Annotated in this window: 15 protein-coding genes and 3 pseudogenes; 9 read left to right on the plus strand and 9 right to left on the minus strand. The window is 63.1% G+C overall.

The window, feature by feature from the left end:
* The first annotated feature begins 66 nt into the window (after positions 1 to 66).
* From GWE18_RS03290 to GWE18_RS03305, 4 genes are all read left to right on the plus strand, one after another.
* Positions 67 to 516 (plus strand): GNAT family N-acetyltransferase, encoded by a 450-nt coding sequence (locus tag GWE18_RS03290; RefSeq protein WP_275184352.1) that lies wholly within the window; start codon positions 67 to 69, stop codon positions 514 to 516.
* Positions 517 to 728: 212 nt separating this feature from the next.
* Positions 729 to 1007 (plus strand): rhodanese-like domain-containing protein, encoded by a 279-nt coding sequence (locus GWE18_RS03295; RefSeq protein ID WP_210265022.1) that lies wholly within the window; start codon positions 729 to 731, stop codon positions 1005 to 1007.
* A gap of 6 nt (positions 1008 to 1013) precedes the next feature.
* Positions 1014 to 2186, plus strand: a complete 1173-nt coding sequence (locus tag GWE18_RS03300) for an aminotransferase (protein WP_275184353.1) — start codon at positions 1014 to 1016, stop codon at positions 2184 to 2186.
* A gap of 45 nt (positions 2187 to 2231) precedes the next feature.
* Positions 2232 to 3296, plus strand: coding sequence for a polyamine ABC transporter substrate-binding protein (locus tag GWE18_RS03305; protein ID WP_275184664.1), 1065 nt, complete (start codon positions 2232 to 2234; stop codon positions 3294 to 3296).
* Between the two features lie 454 nt (positions 3297 to 3750).
* On the opposite strand, the gene GWE18_RS03310 is transcribed toward GWE18_RS03305, so the two are convergent.
* The 6 genes from GWE18_RS03310 to GWE18_RS03335 form a co-directional block, all read right to left on the minus strand.
* Positions 3751 to 4686, minus strand: coding sequence for a lipid A biosynthesis lauroyl acyltransferase (locus GWE18_RS03310; protein ID WP_275184354.1), 936 nt, complete (start codon positions 4684 to 4686; stop codon positions 3751 to 3753).
* Between the two features lie 22 nt (positions 4687 to 4708).
* A complete protein-coding gene (locus GWE18_RS03315; RefSeq protein ID WP_275184356.1) occupies positions 4709 to 5986 on the minus strand; it encodes a beta-ketoacyl-ACP synthase in 1278 nt (425 codons plus the stop codon).
* Between the two features lie 92 nt (positions 5987 to 6078).
* Positions 6079 to 7281 carry a beta-ketoacyl-ACP synthase gene (locus GWE18_RS03320; RefSeq protein WP_275184357.1) on the minus strand — a complete coding sequence of 401 codons (1203 nt, stop codon included), beginning with the start codon at positions 7279 to 7281 and terminating at the stop codon, positions 6079 to 6081.
* Complete coding sequence (locus GWE18_RS03325; RefSeq protein WP_275184358.1) at positions 7274 to 7747, minus strand: 3-hydroxyacyl-ACP dehydratase FabZ family protein; 474 nt, start codon at positions 7745 to 7747, stop codon at positions 7274 to 7276. Before GWE18_RS03325 ends, GWE18_RS03320 begins: the two co-directional genes overlap by 8 nt.
* Positions 7748 to 7756: 9 nt before the next feature.
* A complete protein-coding gene (locus GWE18_RS03330; RefSeq protein ID WP_028346689.1) occupies positions 7757 to 8050 on the minus strand; it encodes an acyl carrier protein in 294 nt (97 codons plus the stop codon).
* 234 nt (positions 8051 to 8284) lie between these two features.
* Positions 8285 to 10210 carry an FAD-binding monooxygenase gene (locus GWE18_RS03335; protein ID WP_275184359.1) on the minus strand — a complete coding sequence of 642 codons (1926 nt, stop codon included), beginning with the start codon at positions 10208 to 10210 and terminating at the stop codon, positions 8285 to 8287.
* Between the two features lie 186 nt (positions 10211 to 10396).
* Between GWE18_RS03335 and GWE18_RS03340 the strand changes: the two genes are divergently transcribed.
* From GWE18_RS03340 to GWE18_RS03350, 3 genes and pseudogenes are all read left to right on the plus strand, one after another.
* A complete protein-coding gene (locus tag GWE18_RS03340; RefSeq protein WP_275184360.1) occupies positions 10397 to 10864 on the plus strand; it encodes a MarR family transcriptional regulator in 468 nt (155 codons plus the stop codon).
* A gap of 218 nt (positions 10865 to 11082) precedes the next feature.
* A pseudogene (locus tag GWE18_RS03345) lies at positions 11083 to 11253 on the plus strand (glyoxalase superfamily protein); the annotation flags it as partial.
* Positions 11254 to 11295: 42 nt separating this feature from the next.
* A pseudogene (locus GWE18_RS03350) lies at positions 11296 to 11442 on the plus strand (ClpX C4-type zinc finger protein); the annotation flags it as partial.
* Between the two features lie 712 nt (positions 11443 to 12154).
* Here GWE18_RS03350 and GWE18_RS03355 read toward each other — a convergent pair.
* The 3 genes from GWE18_RS03355 to GWE18_RS03365 form a co-directional block, all read right to left on the minus strand.
* Complete coding sequence (locus tag GWE18_RS03355; protein WP_275184361.1) at positions 12155 to 12514, minus strand: hypothetical protein; 360 nt, start codon at positions 12512 to 12514, stop codon at positions 12155 to 12157.
* A gap of 129 nt (positions 12515 to 12643) precedes the next feature.
* Entirely contained in the window at positions 12644 to 13228 is a 585-nt protein-coding gene (locus tag GWE18_RS03360; RefSeq protein ID WP_275184362.1) for a peroxidase-related enzyme, read from the minus strand.
* Positions 13229 to 13339: 111 nt separating this feature from the next.
* Complete coding sequence (locus GWE18_RS03365) at positions 13340 to 15103, minus strand: ATP-binding protein (protein WP_156438200.1); 1764 nt, start codon at positions 15101 to 15103, stop codon at positions 13340 to 13342.
* Positions 15104 to 15733: 630 nt separating this feature from the next.
* On the opposite strand from GWE18_RS03365, the pseudogene GWE18_RS03370 reads away from it, so the two are divergent.
* Positions 15734 to 17443: pseudogene (locus GWE18_RS03370) on the plus strand (EAL domain-containing protein); the annotation flags it as partial.
* Between the two features lie 84 nt (positions 17444 to 17527).
* Complete coding sequence (locus GWE18_RS03375; protein WP_275184363.1) at positions 17528 to 18787, plus strand: MFS transporter; 1260 nt, start codon at positions 17528 to 17530, stop codon at positions 18785 to 18787.
* The last annotated feature ends 13 nt before the right edge of the window (positions 18788 to 18800 follow it).

Below are 18800 nucleotides of genomic sequence, written 5' to 3' on the forward strand. Positions count from 1 at the left end.
TGAATTCTCTCAATAGCGGCCAGCCTCGCCGGTTCGGCAGGTCCGTTTGACGCGAGGCAGATAACGATGGGCGTCGTTTACCGCCCGGCGATGCGCAACGACGCGAACCGTCTCTGCGACATTCGACGGCGATCGATCCTTGAACTTGCGCCGCCAACGATGACCATCGCCGAGGCGCAGACTTGGGCGGCGAAGCTCACGCCATCCGGCATGGAGCGGAAGCTGCGTGAGCTGGAAGTATGGGTTGCCGAACGGAGCGGCATCGTCGCGGGGTGGGGGGCCATTTCCGGTGACAGGCTGGAAGGCCTGTACACGGCGCCGGAATGTGCCGGGCAGGGCGTAGGTGCCGGATTGCTCGATAGGCTCGAAGGGCTGATGCGCGAACGGCAGTTCCCTCTGGTGTACGCAGAGGCAAGCTCAAACGCGCGCAGCTTTTACCTTCGTCGAGGCTACCGGGCGGCCGGCCATCAAACGCCGGCAGGCGCCTGGCCCATAGCGAAAGAACTTCTGACCTGAAAAACAGGGCGGAAAGAGGATAAGAGCGCGGGGCTGCAGCGCGTTTTGACGGCCGTTTAAACCGTTCACGGCGCTTGATTTTCGTCCCGCGAGGGGCGACTTTGGCGCCCGCTTGGCGGGGGCCTATCGGAGCCCTCGCAGCGGCTTGTCAGGAGGATTGCGTGGCGGACCATCAGGTGCACGATTTAACGCCGGAAGACGTGGCGAAGGGGATGGCGGAAGGACGCTATCTCCTGGTCGACGTCCGTGAGCCGAACGAGGTCGCGGTGGAGGCCTATCCTGATGGTGTGGTGGTGCCGCTGCAGTCGTTCGACCCGGCGGCCATTCCCGATCCCAAGGGCAGGCAGGTGGTGTTCGCCTGCCGCTCCGGCAAGCGCTCGGTGACGGCGTCTTTGGCGGCGCAGGCTGCGGGTCTACCCTATGACAAGCATCTGGCGGGCGGCATTTTGGCGTGGAAGGCTGCGGGATTGCAGACCAGGACCGGCGGCTGACGCGCCATGACGTCCATGAACAAGGTCTTTGCCGACCTTCCCGTCACCGTGTTCGAGGCGATGTCGCAGGCCGCCCGCGACAACAATGCCATTAATCTCGGCCAAGGCTTTCCCGACGATCCCGGGCCGGAAGACATCCGCCGTGCGGCGGCCGACGCGACGGTGAACGGCTACAACCAGTACCCGTCGATGATGGGCATTCCGGAGCTGCGGCAGGCCATCGCCGCTCATTACGGCCGCTGGCACAAGCTCGCGCTCGATCCGATGACCGAGGTGATGGTGACTTCGGGCGGCACCGAGGCGCTGACCGCTTCCATTCTCGCCGTCGTCGAACCCGGCGACGAGGTCGTCGTGTTCCAGCCGGTCTATGACAGCTATTTGCCGATCATCCGCCAGGCCGGCGGCATTCCGCGCCTGCTGCGGCTGGAGCCGCCGGGCTGGCGGCTGACGGAAGAGATGCTGGCGAGTGTCTTCAATCACAAGACCAAGGCGGTGCTGTTCAACAATCCGCTCAACCCGGCCGCGGTCGTCTATCCCCGCGAGGACCTCGAATTGCTGGCGCGGTTCTGCCAGCAGTTCGATACGATCGCGATCTGTGACGAAGTCTGGGAGCACGTCATCTTCGACGGCCGCGAGCATATTCCGCTGATCACGATCACGGGCATGCGCGACCGCACCATCAAGGTCGGCAGCGCCGGCAAGATTTTTTCGTTGACGGGATGGAAGGTCGGCTTCGTCTGCGCCGCGCCGCCGCTGCTCAGGGTGGCGGCCAAGGTGCATCAGTTTCTCACCTTCACCACCGCACCGAACCTGCAGTCCGCCGTCGCCTATGGCCTCGGCAAATCAGATGACTATTTCTACGACATGCGCAAGGAACTGGCGCGGAGCCGGGACCGGTTGACGAAGGGGCTGGAGAGCATCGGCTTTCCCGTGCTGAAGTCGCAAGGCACGTATTTTCTCACCGTCGACCTGTCGCCGCTCGGACTCAACGAGACTGATGTCGAGTTCTGCAAGCGCATCGTGACCGATTATAAAGTCGCCGCGATCCCGGTATCGGCGTTCTACGAGCAGGATGCGGTGACCTCGGTGGTGCGTTTCTGTTTTTCCAAGAAGGACGAAACGCTTGATACCGCGCTGGAACGCCTGTCGGACGCGGTGCACGGCCGTCGCAAGAGGTAGAAGATGCGCGATCCAGTCCGAGGCTCGCTTCGCCTGATCGGTGTGATGACCGTCGCGCTGTCGCTCTCGCCCGCATGGGCGCAGGAGCGCACGGTCAATTTCTACAACTGGTCGAACTACATGGCGCCGGGAGTGCTGGAAGACTTTACCAGGGAAACCGGCATCAAGGTGGTCTACGACACCTTTGACGCCAACGAGACCCTGGAGACGCGCCTCTTGGCGGGCAAGTCAGGCTACGACGTCGTGGTGCCGACAGGCTATTTCCTGCAGCGCCAGATCACGGCAAAAGTCTTCCTCAAGCTCGACAAGTCGAAGCTGCCCAATCTCGCCAACGCCTGGCCGGTGGTGACGGGCCAACTCGCGGCCTATGATCCCGGCAATAATTACGCCGCCAACTACATGTGGGGCACCACGGGCATCGGCTACAACGTCAAGACGGCGCAGAAAATCCTCGGGTCGGATGCGAAGATCGATAGCTGGGATATCGTCTTCAAGCCGGAGAACCTCGCCAAGTTCAGGGATTGCGGCGTCCACATGCTGGATTCCGCCGACGACATTCTGCCCGCGGCGCTCAGCTATCTCGGCATCGATCCGAATTCGACCAAGCAGGCCGATCTGGAAAAGGCCGCCGATCTCGTCAGCAAGATCAGGCCCAATGTCCGCAAGTTTCATTCCTCGGAGTATCTGGGCGCGCTGGCCTCCGGCGAGATCTGCTTCGTGGTGGGTTGGTCGGGCGACGTGATGCAGGCGCGCAGCCGCGCGGCGGAAGCCAGGAACGGCGTCGAGATCGGCTACACTATTCCGAAAGAGGGCGCGCAGATGTTCTTCGACAATCTCGCGATTCCTGCTGACGCCAAGAACGTCGCGGAGGCCTATGAGCTGATCAACTACCTCTACCGCCCGGACGTCGCCGCCAAGAATTCCGACTTCCTGTCCTACGCCAACGGTAATCTGGCGAGCCAGAAACTGATCGATCCGAAAATCCTCAACGACAGGAACATCTATCCGGACGAGGCGATGCAGAAAAAGCTGTTCGTCATCCAGGCCCGCGACCCCGCCACCCAGCGCATCATCAACCGGCTGTGGACGAGGGTGAAGACCGGGAGGTGACGCGCGGTGGCCGGCGTATGTCCTCCGTCATTGCGAGCGGAGCGAAGCAATCCATGTCTCGGCAAGCCCGGAGATGGATTGCTTCGCTCCGCTCGCAATGACGAACAGACTACGTTCGCTCCCGCCGAACTCCTGTTGCCGAAACCCGAGCGAGAACCTATAGCTCCCGCCGGGAGCATCACATGACCAACATCCTCACGTTCTTTTCAACGCGCACGCTGCTGCAGATTATCTTCGTCCTGGCATCGACCGTGGCGATGAAGGCATGGAGCCTCGGCCTGCTATTCGGCGGATAAGCCTCGACTGGGAGCTCCTCGTCATTGCGAGGAGCGAAGCGTCGAAGCAATCCATCTATCCGTTATGCCGCGCGATGGATTGCTTCGCTGAGCCTGTCATCGGGCGCGCACTCGCGCGACCCGTTGGCTCGCAATGACGGGGAGGGATGGTTGCGGACCTACCGCCACCTTCTGTGCAGCCACAGCCACTGATCCGGATACTCCCGCACCCAGCCTTCGACCACTGACGTCACCGCCTGCATCGTGCCCTGGATGTCGATCTGTCCCGAGGCGTCGCGCACCGGCTTGACTTCTTCGGACAGCTCGGCGCGGAAGCGGTGGTTGGGGAGGCGAATGATGCGCACGCCGTGCACGGGGCATTCGACCTGCCGCAGCAGCCGCGCCAGCGTGGGGTTGGCCTTGGTCTTGCGGCCGAAGAACGTCACCTCGACGCCGTTGCCCAAGTACTGATCGACCAGCATCGCGACATGCTGGCCCCTCTGCAGTGCCTCGGCGAGCTTGAGCGGCGCCTCGCGGCCGGCCGGCACCAGCGTGCCCATCTTGACGGCGCGGATCCGTTCGATGGCGCGGTCGGCGGCCTCGATGTTGGGCCGACGGAACAGGATCGCGCAATCGAGCCCATGCGCGACCGCGCCAAGCGCGGGGATTTCCCAATTGCCGAGGTGGCTTGCGAAGATGATCGCCGGCTTGCCGTCGTCCCGCAGGTGATCGAAGATCTGCTTGGTCCGCGGGGTGAACTCAATGCGGCTCGGCTTGTCCGGATGGTCGAGGTCGTAGTCCCAGATGTGATCGAGATGGGCGAACTCGGCGCCGATGCGGCCGAGATTGTCCCACACCCCGGTCAGAATGGTCTCGATCTCTTCCGGCGATTTCTCAGGGAACGCTGCCTTGAGATTCTCGCGCCCGATGCGGTCCTCGCGCAGCCGTCGCCCGATGAAGTGGGTAACACGGCCGAAGAAATTGGCGGTTTTGTCCGGATCGAAATAGCGGGTGGTGCGCAACAGCGCGACCGTCAGCGCGCCGACGGCTAATTCCGCCACCGGCTTGGCGGCGTCGCGCAGGCGCGCCTTGGTGCGTAGGAGCAGGCGGTTCATCGCAAATGCAGGGCCGTAACCGCTACACCGGTTCGCGCGTCAGGATCAGCGAGGCGTTTTGCCCGCCGAAACCGAATGAGTTCGACATCACAGCGGTAACCTTGGCGTCGCGCGCCTTGTTGCCGACCACGTCGAACAGGATCGCCGGATCCGGAATCTCGTAATTGATGGTCGGCGGAATCCGCTGATGTTCCAGCGTCAGCAGCGAGAACACGGCCTCGACCGCGCCGGCTGCGGAAATCGTGTGCCCGACCATCGATTTGTTCGACGACACCGGAATCTTCGGCAGATGCTCGCCGAACACGACCGCTGTCGTGTTGTACTCCATCTTGTCGTTTTCCGGCGTCGCGGTGCCGTGCGCGTTGATATGGTCGATCTGCTCCGGCTCGAGGCCGGCGTCGGCCAGCGTCTTGCGCATGCAGCCGATGATCGGTTTGCCGTCCGGGCTGGAGCGGGTGCGGTGGAACGAATCGGTCAGTTCGCCGCAGCCGGCGACCACGCCGAGGATTTTGGCGCCGCGGGCGGTTGCCGATTCATAGCTTTCCAGCACCATCGCGCCGGCGCCTTCCGCCATCACGAAACCGTCGCGGTTCTTCGAGAACGGCTTTGAGGCGGCCTGCGGCGGATCGTTCTGCGTCGACAGGGCCGATAGCAGCGAGAAGCGCACCATCGCTTCCGGATTGACCGAGCCGTCGGTCGCCACGCACAGCGCGGCGTCGGCATCGCCGCGGCGGATCGCCTCGACGCCGAGCTGGATCGCGGTCGCGCCGGAGGCGCAGGCGGTGGAGAGCGAGATCGGCGATCCCTTGGTGCCGAAAGCTTCGGCCAGATGGCTGGCCACCGAACCGAACATGAAGCGATGATGATACTTTGTGTACCGGCCGCCGCCGCTGATGCGCAGCATGTCGTCATAGCCGAATTCGGTCTTTCCGATCGCGCGCCCGAGTTCGAGCCGTTGCGGCCATTCGACCTCGACCGGCGCCACCGCCAGAAACAGCGGTCCGGGAAAATCGGCCTTAGCTCCGATCGCAGCCTGTTCGAGCGCTTCTTCGGTGGCCATTTCGGCCAGCCGTTCGGTCAATCCCGTCGAGGTAACGGGATCGACGGTGACGAAATCGACCGTGCCCGCCATGGTCGACTTCAGGCCGTCGATTGGGAAACGCGTCACGGTCTTGATGCCTGATACACCCGCGGTCAGCTTGCGCCAGTTGTCTTGCTTGCCGGCGCCAAGCGACGTCACCACGCCCATGCCGGTGACGACGACGATCGGCCTGCCGAATTTATCGCGTGGTGCTGACATTGGTTCCCCCGACGTTGCGCCGTAACCTGAATGCGCGTTTCGCGCGCCTCTCTTGCATCTAGCCGTGCCGAAAGCGCGCTTTCGGCCACGCTCTACTTGACGGCCTCGACCAGGGCCATGCCTTCGCCCTGCCAGTGACCGGCCCCCAGCACCACAATCTGGTCCGGGTGACCTGCCTTTTCAACCTCGAACCCGGAGGGATCGTTGGGCGGAAACAGCGCGCCGCGGGAGAGTGAGAGCGCCGCAAGCGCCAGCCCCAGCGGAAACTGGGTCTCCAGCGTGTGGCCGAACATCGTTCCGGTGGCGCGCACCGCAAACCCAGGGTGCTGGCGCAAAAATGCCTTCTCTTCCGAGGTCACCGGCTCGGCGCCGGTCGCGCCCGTGATCAGATTGCCGCTGTCGCCGGCTATGCCGAGCTTCGGCCACAGCGCTTCCAGCGATTTGGTCACCGCGCCCGGCTGCTTGCGCTGGGCGAGATCGGCGACCACCTTGGTCAGTTTCGCGTAGGGCTTGGCGCCGCGCGCCTCGGCATGCTCGCGGGATTCCAGCACCAGGAAGCAGCCGGCGGAGCCGAGCGCAAAGCCGTTGTTGCCTTCGCGCTGCCAGACGGGGGCGAACTTTTCCTTCAGGTTGTAGTCGCCAAATTCGTAGAGGACCAGGAGATCGGAGCGCTCGCCATTATGGGCGGCGCCGACCAGCGCAATCTCGCTCTGTCCGGACTCGATGCGGGCGAGTGCGATCCGCGCGGCGTCGATAGAGGCGGCTTCCTCGCCCATGAAGGTGCGCGACGTTCCGCACACGCCATGCACGATGGCGATGTTGCCAGCGAGCAGGTTGGAGAGCTGGGCCAGGAACAGCGTCGGTCGCAAATCGTTCATCAGCCGTTCGTTGAGAAAGGCGGGGCTCGAATTACCCTTGGCGTCGGCGGTCATGATGGCGACGTCGACGGCAAGGTCACGCTCGCCGCCGCCGGCGGCGACGATCATGTCCGTCCGCCCCAGGATTTCCTTGTTGCCTTTGATGCCGGCCGAATCCAGCGCCAGCCCCGCGGCATAGGTGCCGATGCGCTGCCACGCTTCCATCTGGCGCTGGTCGCCCTTCTTCGGAATCTGGGCGTCGAAGGTGACGGGCGCAAGCGGGTGCACGATGTAGGGCGCAAACCGCTTGTCGTCGATATTGATCTTCTTGCCGTTCAGCGCATCCCAATGCGCATCCAGCCCTTCACCGAGCGAGGACACGATGCCGATGCCGGTGATCCAGACTTCTTTTGCATCCGGGGATTTTGGCTCAGTCATGCGTTATCGCCTGCAGTGGGAAGCCGATCTTGTTGGCCATCGCGTCCATGTGCACGCGCAAGGCCGGGTCGGGGAAGGGGGCAAGGCCGAAGGTGATTTCAGCGCTGCACTTCAGCTCCTTGCCGACGCGTCCTTTTGCCTTGGTGACGGCAAAGCCGGAACCTTCGTGCTCGAGCTTCGCTTCGATCGTCAGCAACTGGCCCGGACTGACGAAACCCCGCATCTTGGCTTCCTTCACGATGGCGAGGAACGGCATGCGCTCGAACTTCAGGACGCCAAGTATCAGCCAGCCGGAACTTTGCGCCATCGCTTCGGTCAGCAGCACGCCGGGCATGATCGGAAAACCGGGGAAATGCCCTTCGAAGATGGTGTGATTAGTCGGAACCTCGGCCTCGACCGTGATCCTCTTCTCGTCGAGATTGAGGTCGACGATGCGGTCGATGAGCTGGAAATAATCAAGTTGCATGGTGGGCGACTAGGCGCCCGGCGCTGCATTCTTGGCGGCGACCAGTTCGTCGATGCGATCGGCGAGATTCTGCAGCACGAAATACTGCTCGGTCGTGGCCTTGCCGTCGTTGACCTCCTGGGTCCATTTTTCGAGCGGCATCTTGATCCCGAACGCCTTGTCGATGGCAAAGGCGATGTCGAGGAAGTCCAGGCTGTCGATTCCCAGATCGTCGATGGCGTGGCTCTCCGGCTTGATCGTGTCGCGCGGAATGTCGCAGGTCTCCGCGATAATGTTGGCGATCTGATCGAATGTGGAAGACATCATTAAGCCTTTGATATATTGGAGATAATCCGGAACGGCTCTGAGGAGGCGGCGTGAACGGCCCCGGAAGGCCCTGTTCCCTCGGCCGGAGTCGAGTGCCCGTATATCGGAGCAGACCGCTTAGTTCAATGGAGGCGGCCCGTTCCCGATGCGTTGGATTTTGCGACAAAAATGGGCGCTTTCGGGGAGCCGGCCCGCGGCGTCAGCGAAAGCCCGCCGCAATCGCCCCAGCGCTCACTCCGCCCGCAACATGAAGCCGTCGAAATATGCCGCAAGCGCCGCATGGCCATCGAGCGGGAGCACGTGCGCGACGTATTGGTCCGGCCGTACCACGACCATGCAGCCGGCTTTCCCTTCGATGCCGCGCATCGCAAAGATGTCGTGACCGCCCCTCAGATCGGGGCAGAACATTTTTTCGTAGTCGCGAAGTCCGTAGCGTCCTTTCGGCGGGAGAAGAAGCGCGGGCATTGCCTCGATGGCGAGCTCCGTATGGGCCTGCTGGAACACTGCACGGACATCGATGACTGAATCGATATCGGCGCCCGCAGGCGTATGCCTTCTGACGGGAGATTTGGGGCTCTCACTCAAGAAGTCGCAGAGGGAGCGAAGAGGGGAGTTGGCGGCTGCGGGATCGCCGGGGCCGGCGAAGATGAAGAGCCGGAAGCGTCCGTCTGCTTTCGTGACGTGGCCGAGGTGAACCGGCTTGGCGTCCGAGAGCCGCACGACCGGCGCGGAGTGAAAGCGCGTGCCGATCACGAATCCCTTCGCGAGATGCTGGTGATCAGGTTCGGCGGTCAGGACGGACTGATGGTAGTGGGTCGCTGTCCCCGCGGTGTAGCGGCCGTGCCGGACGAAATAGCTTTGGGTTGCCGCCGCGTCCGCGCCCTTGTTGTCGCCCTTGGCGGAGCCAAGGATCTCGGCCCATTCGCGGTCGAAGTCGATCAGTTCCTTCGCAACCGCCTGCCGTTCGGCCGAATAGCTGTGCAGAAGCTGCGGGGCGCTGCGCTTTCGCAGCACGGAGGCGAGTTTCCATCCGAGATTGAAGGCGTCCTGCATCGAGACGTTCATGCCCTGGCCCGCTTTCGGGCTGTGGGTGTGGCAGGCGTCGCCGGCGATGAAGACGCGCGGCAGGCGCGTTCCGGCCTCTTCCGCCGGCACGTCATCGAACTTGTCGGTAAGCCGTTGGCCGATCTCGTAGACCGACCACCAGGCGATCTCTTTTACGTCGAGCGTATGCGGATTGAGAATCCGCCGTGCCTTCGCGATCAGATCGTCCGACGTGATGTTGCGGCTAGTGACCCGCTCGCCGGCGTCGAGATTGGCGAGCTCGACATAGAGCCGAACCAGATAGCCGCCTTCGCGCGGGATGACGATGATGCTGCCGTCGCGGGCTGACTGGATGAGCACCTTGAAGCGGATGTCGGGGAAGTCGGTGACGGCAAGCACGTCCATAACGCCCCAGGCATGGTTGGCGGAATCGCCGCGCAGCTCGCGCCCGATCGATTTGCGCACCGTGCTGCGCGCCCCGTCGCAGCCCACGACATAGCGTGCCCTGACGGTCTCGACCTCGCCCTCGTGCCCGGCATCGAGCCGTTCGAGGCGCACGGTCACCGCGTGATCTTCAAACCGCGCAGCAGGTGAGATCTGAAGGTCGAGCAGGCGCCGCGAGTAATACGGTTCGAGCTTCGCAGGCGATTTACGCATGACATCGAGATAGCAATCATGCACGCGCGCCTGGTTCAGGATGAGGTGCGGCATTTCCGACAGCCCGTCCTCGACATCCTGAACCCGGCCGCTGCGCACTATGTTTTCAGGCTTGCGATCGTCCGGCTTCCAGAACGTCGTTTCGGTAATCCAGCAGGCTTCCTTCAGCACGCGCTCGCTGAAGCCAAAGGCGTGGAACATCTCCACGGTGCGGCAGGCGACGCCGTCGGCCTGGCCGCGCAAGAGCCGGCTCGGCTTTTGCTCGACGATGCAGGTCTTGATGTCGGGAAACGCCGCCAGCTGCGTCGCGAGCGTCAGACCCGCCGGTCCGCACCCTACGATCAGGACGTCGACTTCCGCCGGAACCGGTCCGGACATGCCGGAAGGTGCAACCCGCTCGACGGGATCGGCGATTTCGGGATCGCCCGGCTCGAAGCCGTTGAGATGAAACTGCATGAGACCTGCTCCTCCCGTTCTTGGCCCCCAACGCGATTTTGACCGATAGGTTGCCGTTCATCGACGGCGTCGGTCGACGGATGCCGGGCAAGCGGCGGACGCGGCGACCAGGCGCATCGATGACATTGCTCAGCATGCTGATTATCAGTATGCTTGTCAATTCCGGATCAGCCTCGGAGAATTTCGGTGAGAGACAACAATGAGATGCCCGGCCATCTGGCGCGCCGCTTCCAGCAGATTGCGGTGGCCGTGTTCCTCGCCGAGGTCGATGAAGCCGGCTTTGACCTCACGCCGGTTCAATACGCGGCGCTCTCGGCCGTCAGGACCAACCCGGGGATCGATCAGGTAACGTTGGCCGGTCTGATCGCCTATGACCGCACCACCATCACCGGTGTGGTCGATCGTCTCGTGCACAAAGGCTTGCTGGTGCGCCACGCCAGCAGCCGGGACCGCCGCGCTCGCGAATTGCAGATTACAGAGGCGGGAAAGCGAACGCTGCGCGGAATCACGCCCGCCGTCGAGGCGGCCCAGCGCCTCATGCTGCGCGGTCTCACCGAAAAAGAGGGCGCGGAGTTGATGCGGCTGCTCCGCAAAGCGACCGCTGCTGGCAACGCATTGAGCCGCGCGCCGCTGCGGGATGCGGAGCTAAGGTGAGGAAGGACAGACTGCGCCGACGAAGAGCTATGAGATCTTGCGTTCGTCGCCCGGGTTGACAATGACCACAGTCGCGCCAACTATAATGACCGGTTGATACACCAGCCGCCTGCGCCCTCTGGGATGGTGAACGTATCTGATATCTCGGCCCTCGCTATTGGCGAACGGGTCGGCAAGGCAGGCACCGATCTCCTCCGTTCGCCGATACGGGTGCTCTCATGCGCGATTTCCGCGATGCGAAAGCCATGGCGCGTTCCCTGCGCGATGCCTTAACTGCCAAGTCTGTGCAAACCACGCACAGCGAGTCTTTGGAGCTGATCGCGAAAGCGTTCGGCTACGACAATTGGAATATCCTGTCGACCAAGATCGATGCGGCCCAGCCACCGGCCAAGATCGATGCGGCCCAGCCACAGTCCGGCTGGCCGGGCAGGCTGCAGAATCCAGCATCACAAGCCAAACTCCTCTATTGTTCGTTCTGCGGCAAGAACCAGGACGAGGTGAACAAGCTGGTAGCCGGCCCCGCCGTGTTCATCTGCGACGAATGTATTGAATTGTGCACCGACATCGTCGACGAGCAACTGCTTCGCCTGATCAAAGGCGACGAGGAGGGCGCTCGCGCCATGTCCACCGACAGGCTGCAGCACTATGTCACACACGCGGGCAACGGAGCGCAGCGCAATCGGCTCGCGCTGCAACGTATCGAGAGCGTGCTCGCACGTCGAGAGAACGGATCAGGAGAGATTGGCGACGCGTCGCTGTCGCCCAGCTTCGCTCAGTTGAAGAGCAAGACGTCGGACGAATTGCGGGCCATGCAGAAATATTCGCAAGGCCAACTGAAGAGCTATGAGCAGGCGCTACGAACAGCGATGGCTATCGTCAATGAACGGACCCAATAAACGGCCGTGCGATGACAGCCCGTAGCTCGTAGGGCGGATTTGCCGCAGACGTAATCCGCCACGTTCCATCAATGCTACGCCAACATTGCGAACACGCACCCGCGTCGAAGCGGCGGATTACGCTGTCGCTAATCCGCCCTGGAGACGTTGTTCGCAGGGCGGTTATCATTCCCTGCTCCCTCTGTTGGGAAACAATGGTGGAAAAGCTCGGGCGCATCGCGCCGCGAGAACGCAAGCCCATATCGATCCGTCGTCCCTGCGAACGCAGGGACCCATAACCACAGGGAGCAGTATTTTTGCTCGCTCCTCGTTCCTTCGTGTTTCACCAACAATGGCCGCGGCGTATGGGTCCCTGCGTTCGCAGGGACGACGTGGGTGCGGCGATCCTGCTCCGCTACCCCGGCGACGTCACCGAAATCCGGGCGCAGTCGCGGCGGCCCATCAGGACGCAATCCTGGGTCTTGCGGAGATCGGCGATGCTTATCGCAAGCCAGATGCCGATCGCGGTCAACGCCACCGTGAAGGCCAGCGCGGCGACATTGGCGAGCATGCGCTGACGGAAATCGTCGCCCTCGTCGCGCGGCCGCTCGTAGCGGGACAGATCGTTCGCCGCCGGCGCCGTCTTGGACGTCTTGCTCGCCGTCTTGGACGGATCGGATTCTTCCCGCCGGCCGGGCGGGTGGGCAGAGGTACGCGGCCGGAACTTGAGCACCACGTGCTCATCGTCCGAAACAATAGGCCGCTGGGTTTTCACTGCTGCCGGTCCGCAAGAAATCTTGCGCCTCTTTTAGCACGCCGGCAGCACTTCCAACATGAAATGTTGCCGGCCGCAGGACAGCCATCCCATCCCGCAATGCCTGGAACCAGGAGCGAGCCAGCCGGCTCAGCCTTGCTTCGGCAGCCGTCCCATCATGTAGAATTCGTCGTTCGGGCGCATCGCCGTGACGTTGGCCAGCCGGTTCGAGAGCGCAAAGAAGGCCGCGATCGCCGTGATGTCCCAGATGTCGTCGTCGCTGAAGCCGTGGCTGGCAATTTCCGCAAAATCCGCTTCCGAAACCGTGTTGGCCTCCTGGCTCACCTTCATGGCGAAGTCGAGCATGGCGCGCTGGCGCGGCGTGATGTCGGCCTTGCGGTAGTTGACGGCGATCTGGTCGGCGATTTGCGGGTTCTTGGCCCGGATGCGAAGGATCGCCCCATGCGCGATCACGCAGTAGTGACACTGGTTGACGCTCGACGTCGCCACCACGATCATTTCGCGCTCGGCCTTGGTAAGCCCGCCGTCCTTCTCCATCAGTGCGTCATGATAGGCAAAGAACGCGCGAAACTCGTCCGGGCGGTAAGCCAGCGTCAGGAAGACGTTCGGGACGAAGCCGGATTTCTCCTGCACCGCGAGGATCCGGTTGCGGATGTCCTCCGGCAGCGTGTCGATGGCGGGCGGTTGAAATCGTTTGGTGGCGGGCTTGGTCATGAAAGGTTCCGGCTTAAGGCCGCGCGAGGCGGCATTGGCCGGAACCATATAGGGTTTTTGGCTGAAGTGGATACCGGCCCGCGCGAAGAATTCGCGCAAACGCTCGCGGCCTTAGCGCAGCGGCTTCTTCAGGAGCGAGAAGCGGTCGGGATCGAGCCCCATCGAGGGCTGCAGCATCGGCGCTTCCACCGGCGTCATGATGCGGGCCGCGGCGGGCCGGTCGCCAATACCGGGATCGTTCGGCACGTCGCGATGCGAGGTGGCGCCGCGCCAGCGGTCCAGCACGGCGGAGACGAAATGCATGTCATGACCGGCGGAGACCGACGGCACGGACGCGATGGTGGCTTCGCTGCGCGGCAACTGATGGACCGGCACTTCCTTGAAGCGCAGGCGCGTCGGCAGCGCCACGCCTTCGCCGAAGGCCAGCACTTCGCGGGTGCCGAGCGAGGGTACGAATGACAAGAGGTTTGCGGCAGCATCCGACACCGCCGAGCGCAACAGTGCCTGGTCGCGGTCGTTGGCAAGGCGCATCGCAAACAGCGTGTTGCACTGGGAGATGATGGTGGCGTCAAGTTCGGCCGGACGCTGGGTGACGAGGCCGAGAAAGACGCCGTATTTGCGGCCTTCCTTGGCAATGCGCGAGACCGCTTTGCGGGTCGGACCGAAACCGATGTTGCGGTCGGCCGAGGCGTAACGGTGCGCTTCCTCGCAGACGAACAACAGCGGCGATACGCCGTCGCTCCACAGGCCGAAATCGAACGCCATGCGGCACAGCACCGACACCACGGAATCGACGACTTCAGCGGGGAAGCCCGCCAGCTGCATGATGGTCATCGGCCGGCCGTTGGCCGGCAGGCGGAACAGATGGCTGATCACTTCCGCCATGGTGTCGCCGCCGACATTGGCGTTGTCGAACATGAAGGTGTAGCGCGGATCGTTGCGTACGGTCTCGATGCGCGAAATCAGCTTGTGATAGATGATGCGCGAGGAGCGGTTCTCCAGCTTGCCCATCCGCTCGTCGATCAGCGAGATCAGATCGACCAGCCGGTAGGGCACCGGCGTATCGACAGTGTAGCTGCCCGACTTCGGGTCCATGCGCTTGAGCCCGAGACGATCGGAGTTCTGGTACTGGGTGTAGATTCCCTTCGCCATCGGGATGACTTCGGCGAGAACGTCGAGTTCTTCCGGCACGCCGGGACGGCCGCCGAACAGCACGTCCACAATCTCTTCGAAATTGAACAGCCAGAACGGCAGTTTCAGGTTGCGCGGGTTGAGCACCAGCGCACGGTCGCCGAAGCAGCGGCCATATTCGTTGTGCACGTCGAGCAGGAATACCCGCAGGTTCGGCCGCGCTTTCAGGATCTCGTTGAGCAGCAGCGACACGCTGGTCGATTTTCCGACGCCGGTGGAGCCGAGGACCGCGAAGTGCTTGGAGAGCATTTCCTCGACGTCGACATAGGCGATCACCGACCGGTCCTGCTGCAGGGTGCCGACATTGATCTGGTCCGAGCCGCTCGGTGCATAGACGGTGCGAAGGTCCTCGGCGGTGACGACGTCGACGGCATCCCCGATGGTTGGATAGTTGGTGACGCCACGCTGGAATTTGGGGCGCTCGCCGCCGGAAATTTCGCCGAGCAGGTCGACCGAGGCGGTCGCGATATATTCATCGGAGTTCGGCATGTCCTCGCACGATACTTCAGTGATCATCGCGATGATGGTGGAACCGGCGCAACGGATGCTGATGAAGCGGCCGACGGTGGCGCGCACTTCGGCGACGGGCATCGGGCCCGCGGCCAGAAGTCCGACCCGAGCGAGGGAGCCGCGCACGGAAATCACACGTCCGAAGGATGTCACGGTGCTGAACCTGGATCTCATGAATTGGGGTCTGCCCCCATTATGGTCGGCCGCGACTAGCGAAACGGTTAAACGGGGAGGATTCGCATCAGCTAAATCTGTGGCATCTCGGCCAGGATTCGTTTTTGCGATGGAGCTCCGCCGGCGCTGTGGGATGTCAGTTACGCTGAAAAATAAGGGCTTTCGTGCATTTCTGGCCGCGTGCGACGCCAGCTTCGAATTAATCGTTCGTTTACCACTTCGAACGAGAGGAGCCGGCCCTGGGCCGTGTCCCGGTAACCTCCGATTCCAGATCGCGGATTGGCGCCAGCGCGTGTGCAAGGTAACCGATTGCTAACCGCAAGTTGTAACGCGCCTTCCATCAGTACTACGTAACACTGCCGCGGGGCGCATGATTAGCTGTCTGAGTTCCATTCATACGGGCGCCTGTCGCATCATTCCAGGGCATTTCGGGTGAGCAACGAGGGTGGTCATCAAATATCGAGCGGTTCGGCCGGTTCTGCGCAAGGGGGCGGATCGGTCACACTGCTTGCGGTGTGCGGCGTGCTGCTCGCGGTGATGGTTGCGGCCGACGCGGCGACGTCGGCATGGAGTCTTCGCGAACGCGTGCTGCTTGCGTTCGTCGCCGTTCTGGCCGTGATCGCCGGGTTGTTGCTGCGGCGTCACCGGTTGACCGATCAGCGGCTGGCAGCCGAGCGGCGCCAGCTTTCGATTGCCGTGAACAATATCCCGCAGGGTCTTGTTCTCTATGATGCATCCGCGCGGATCATCATTTGCAACCAACCCTATCTCGAGATGTTCGGACTATCGCCTGACGTGGCCAGGCCCGGCTGCACGATACAGCGGCTGATCGCCCATCGGAAGGAAACTGGATCATTCGACGGCGATGTCGATGAATTCTGCAACGCGATCATACAAAAGGTATCGCTCGGTAAGGCGACGCGTCAACTCACGCAGGCTCCGGGCGGCCGGGCGATCGAGATCATCAACCGGCCGCTGAAGGGCGGCGGCTGGGTGGCCACGATCGAAGACATCACGGAGCGCACGCGCGCCGACGAGAAGATTGCGCATCTGGCGCATTTCGACGGATTGACCGACCTGCCGAACCGGATTCTGTTCCGCGCGCGGCTCGAACAGGCGCGCGAAGCGCTTCGGCCCGGCGAGCAACTGGCTGTGCTCTATATCGACATCGACGAGTTCAAAGCCGTCAACGATGCCCTGGGCCATTCGGCCGGCGATGAGCTGCTCAAGGGCGTCGCGGAGCGCCTGCGCGGTTGTCTCGGAGACGCCGACGTGGCGGCTCGCCTCGGTGGCGACGAGTTCGCCGTCATTCAAATGGCTATCAAGGATCGGTCGGAAGCCACTCGGCTCGTTGATGAAATTCATTCGGCGATCAGGCAGCCCTTGGAATGCATGGGGCACCTGATCACCACCGATGCCAGCATCGGCATAGCGCTTGCGCCCGGCGACGGGGTGGACCTCGACCAGTTGTTGAGGAATGCGGACCTCGCCCTCTACGGCGCCAAGGCCGACGGACGGCGGACCTACCGCTTCTTCGAGGCCGGCATGGATCAGCGCGCCAAGGCGCGGCGAAGCCTGGAACTCGAGCTGCGCCAGGCGATCAGCGACGGCAGCCTCGAGACCTATTATCAGCCGGTGCTCAATATCGAGGACGGCAGGATCAGTTCGTGCGAAGCACTGTTGCGGTGGCGGCACCGCGAGCGCGGCATGATCTCGCCGGCGGAATTCATCCCGATCGCGGAAGATTCCGGGCTCATCAATGAACTCGGCCAATGGGTACTCAACGCGACCTGCGCAGAGGCCGTCAACTGGCCGGCTCATGTTCGCGTCGCGGTCAACGTCTCGCCGGTACAGTTCAGGAGCCAATCGCTGGCGTTGAACGTGGCGGCGGCGCTGGCAGCCTCTGGCCTGCCTGCCAGCAGGCTCGAACTCGAGATCACGGAGGCCGTGCTCATTCGCGACGACGCGGCGCTGGACGCGCTGCATCAGTTGCGCAAGCTGGGTGTCCGGATCGCGCTGGACGATTTCGGCACCGGCTATTCGTCGCTCAGCTACCTGCAGCGTTTCCCGTTCGACAAGATCAAGATCGATCGCTCCTTCATCAAGGATATCGCAGGTCCGGGCGCATCCTCGTCCATCGTCCAGGCGGTGGTGAACATCGCGGCCGCCAGCGACATGATGACGACGGCGGAGGGCGTCGAAACCGAGCAGCAAAGGAACCTGCTGTACATCCTCGGCTGCACCGAGATGCAGGGCTATCTGTTCAGCCCCGCGATATCGGCCGCTGACGGGAGGCGGCTGTTGCTCTCGCACCGTGCCAGGGCCATGTCGGCGGCTTGAAACGCCGGGCGCGGCTTGCTATCGACGGTGAGGCAAAAATAAGAACAGGGCAGGGTGGACCGCGATGAATCGCGACAACGCATCTTGAGCGATCCGGCGCGACGTTCCGCGCTCGCACCATTCCAGATCAGGAACTACCGCTTTCAATGGCCCGCCGATCTGCTCACCTCGTGGGCGTTCGAGATGGAGATGCTCATTCTCGGCTGGTACGTGCTGGTCGAGACCGGGTCTGTCCTGCTGCTCACTCTGTTCGCCTCGCTCGGCTATATCGGCACGCTGGTAGCGCCGATGTTCGGCGTTGTCGGCGACCGGATCGGTCACCGCGATCTGCTGGCGATGATGCGCGCGACCTACGCGGTGCTGGCCGCCGTGCTGATGACGCTGGCGCTGTCGGGCCACCTCGCGCCGCTCTATGTATTCATTATCGCGGCCGTCATGGGTATCGTCCGGCCATCCGATCTCGGTGTGCGCGGCGCGCTGGTTGCGACCATCATGCCGCATGGCCAGTTGATCGGGGCGATCAGCATCTCGCGTACGACGATGGATACCGCGCGCATCGCCGGCGCGCTGAGCGGCGCCGGATTGTTTGCCGCGCTCGGCATGGGCCCGGCCTATGTGGCGATCGTCTGCCTTTACATTACCGCGACCGCGCTGACGCTGTGCATCGTGGCGCCGGCAAAGCCGCAACTCGCGGGCGAGGCGGCCAGCGAGGTGTTGCAGCGCTCGCCGTTGCGTGACCTCAAGGAAGGTGTGGCCTATGTCTGGACTACGCCGCGGATGCAGGCCGCGCTCTGGGTGGCGTTCCTGGCCAACCTGACAGCGTATCCGCTCTCCAACGGACTGCTGCCCTATATCGCCAAGGCGATCTACGGCACCAACCAGACCGGGCTTGGCTATCTGTCGGCGAGCTTTGCGATCGGCTCGCTGGCGGGCTCGATCGTGTTGAGCCTGATCCGCGATCTCCGGGTGGCGCGGCTGATGATCGGCGCCACCGTCGTCTGGTACGCGACCTTGCTGATCTTCGTGCAGATGCAGACGGTGCCGACCGCGATCATGTGCCTGGTGGTGGCGGGCTTTTCGCAAAGCCTCGCCATGATCTCGATCGCCGTCATCCTGATGCGGACTGCGAGCGAGAATTTCCGCGGCCGGGTCATGGGCGTGCGTATGATGGTGATCTACGGGCTGCCGATCGGCCTCTTGGCCGCCGGCAGCCTGATCGACGAGATCGGATTTGCGGCGACCGGAACGCTCTATGCGGCGGCCGGCCTCGCGCTGATGCTGGCGATCGCGCTGCACTGGCGCGCCGATCTGTGGCACGTGCACGCGCCGGCGAATGCGCGGTGAGTTGACCAGGCAG

Source organism: Bradyrhizobium sp. CSA112, assembly GCF_029051645.1.
Classification (GTDB): Bacteria; Pseudomonadota; Alphaproteobacteria; order Rhizobiales; family Xanthobacteraceae; genus Bradyrhizobium.

Coding starts and splice junctions, on each gene's coding strand:
- GWE18_RS03290 (WP_275184352.1), top strand. CDS start 67: ATGGGCGTCGTTTACCGCCCGGCGATGCGCAACGACGCGAACCGTCTC.
- GWE18_RS03295 (WP_210265022.1), top strand. CDS start 729: ATGGCGGAAGGACGCTATCTCCTGGTCGACGTCCGTGAGCCGAACGAG.
- GWE18_RS03300 (WP_275184353.1), top strand. CDS start 1,014: ATGACGTCCATGAACAAGGTCTTTGCCGACCTTCCCGTCACCGTGTTC.
- GWE18_RS03305 (WP_275184664.1), top strand. CDS start 2,232: ATGACCGTCGCGCTGTCGCTCTCGCCCGCATGGGCGCAGGAGCGCACG.
- GWE18_RS03310 (WP_275184354.1), bottom strand. CDS start 4,686: ATGAACCGCCTGCTCCTACGCACCAAGGCGCGCCTGCGCGACGCCGCC.
- GWE18_RS03315 (WP_275184356.1), bottom strand. CDS start 5,986: ATGTCAGCACCACGCGATAAATTCGGCAGGCCGATCGTCGTCGTCACC.
- GWE18_RS03320 (WP_275184357.1), bottom strand. CDS start 7,281: ATGACTGAGCCAAAATCCCCGGATGCAAAAGAAGTCTGGATCACCGGC.
- GWE18_RS03325 (WP_275184358.1), bottom strand. CDS start 7,747: ATGCAACTTGATTATTTCCAGCTCATCGACCGCATCGTCGACCTCAAT.
- GWE18_RS03330 (WP_028346689.1), bottom strand. CDS start 8,050: ATGTCTTCCACATTCGATCAGATCGCCAACATTATCGCGGAGACCTGC.
- GWE18_RS03335 (WP_275184359.1), bottom strand. CDS start 10,210: ATGCAGTTTCATCTCAACGGCTTCGAGCCGGGCGATCCCGAAATCGCC.
- GWE18_RS03360 (WP_275184362.1), bottom strand. CDS start 13,228: ATGACCAAGCCCGCCACCAAACGATTTCAACCGCCCGCCATCGACACG.
- GWE18_RS03365 (WP_156438200.1), bottom strand. CDS start 15,103: ATGAGATCCAGGTTCAGCACCGTGACATCCTTCGGACGTGTGATTTCC.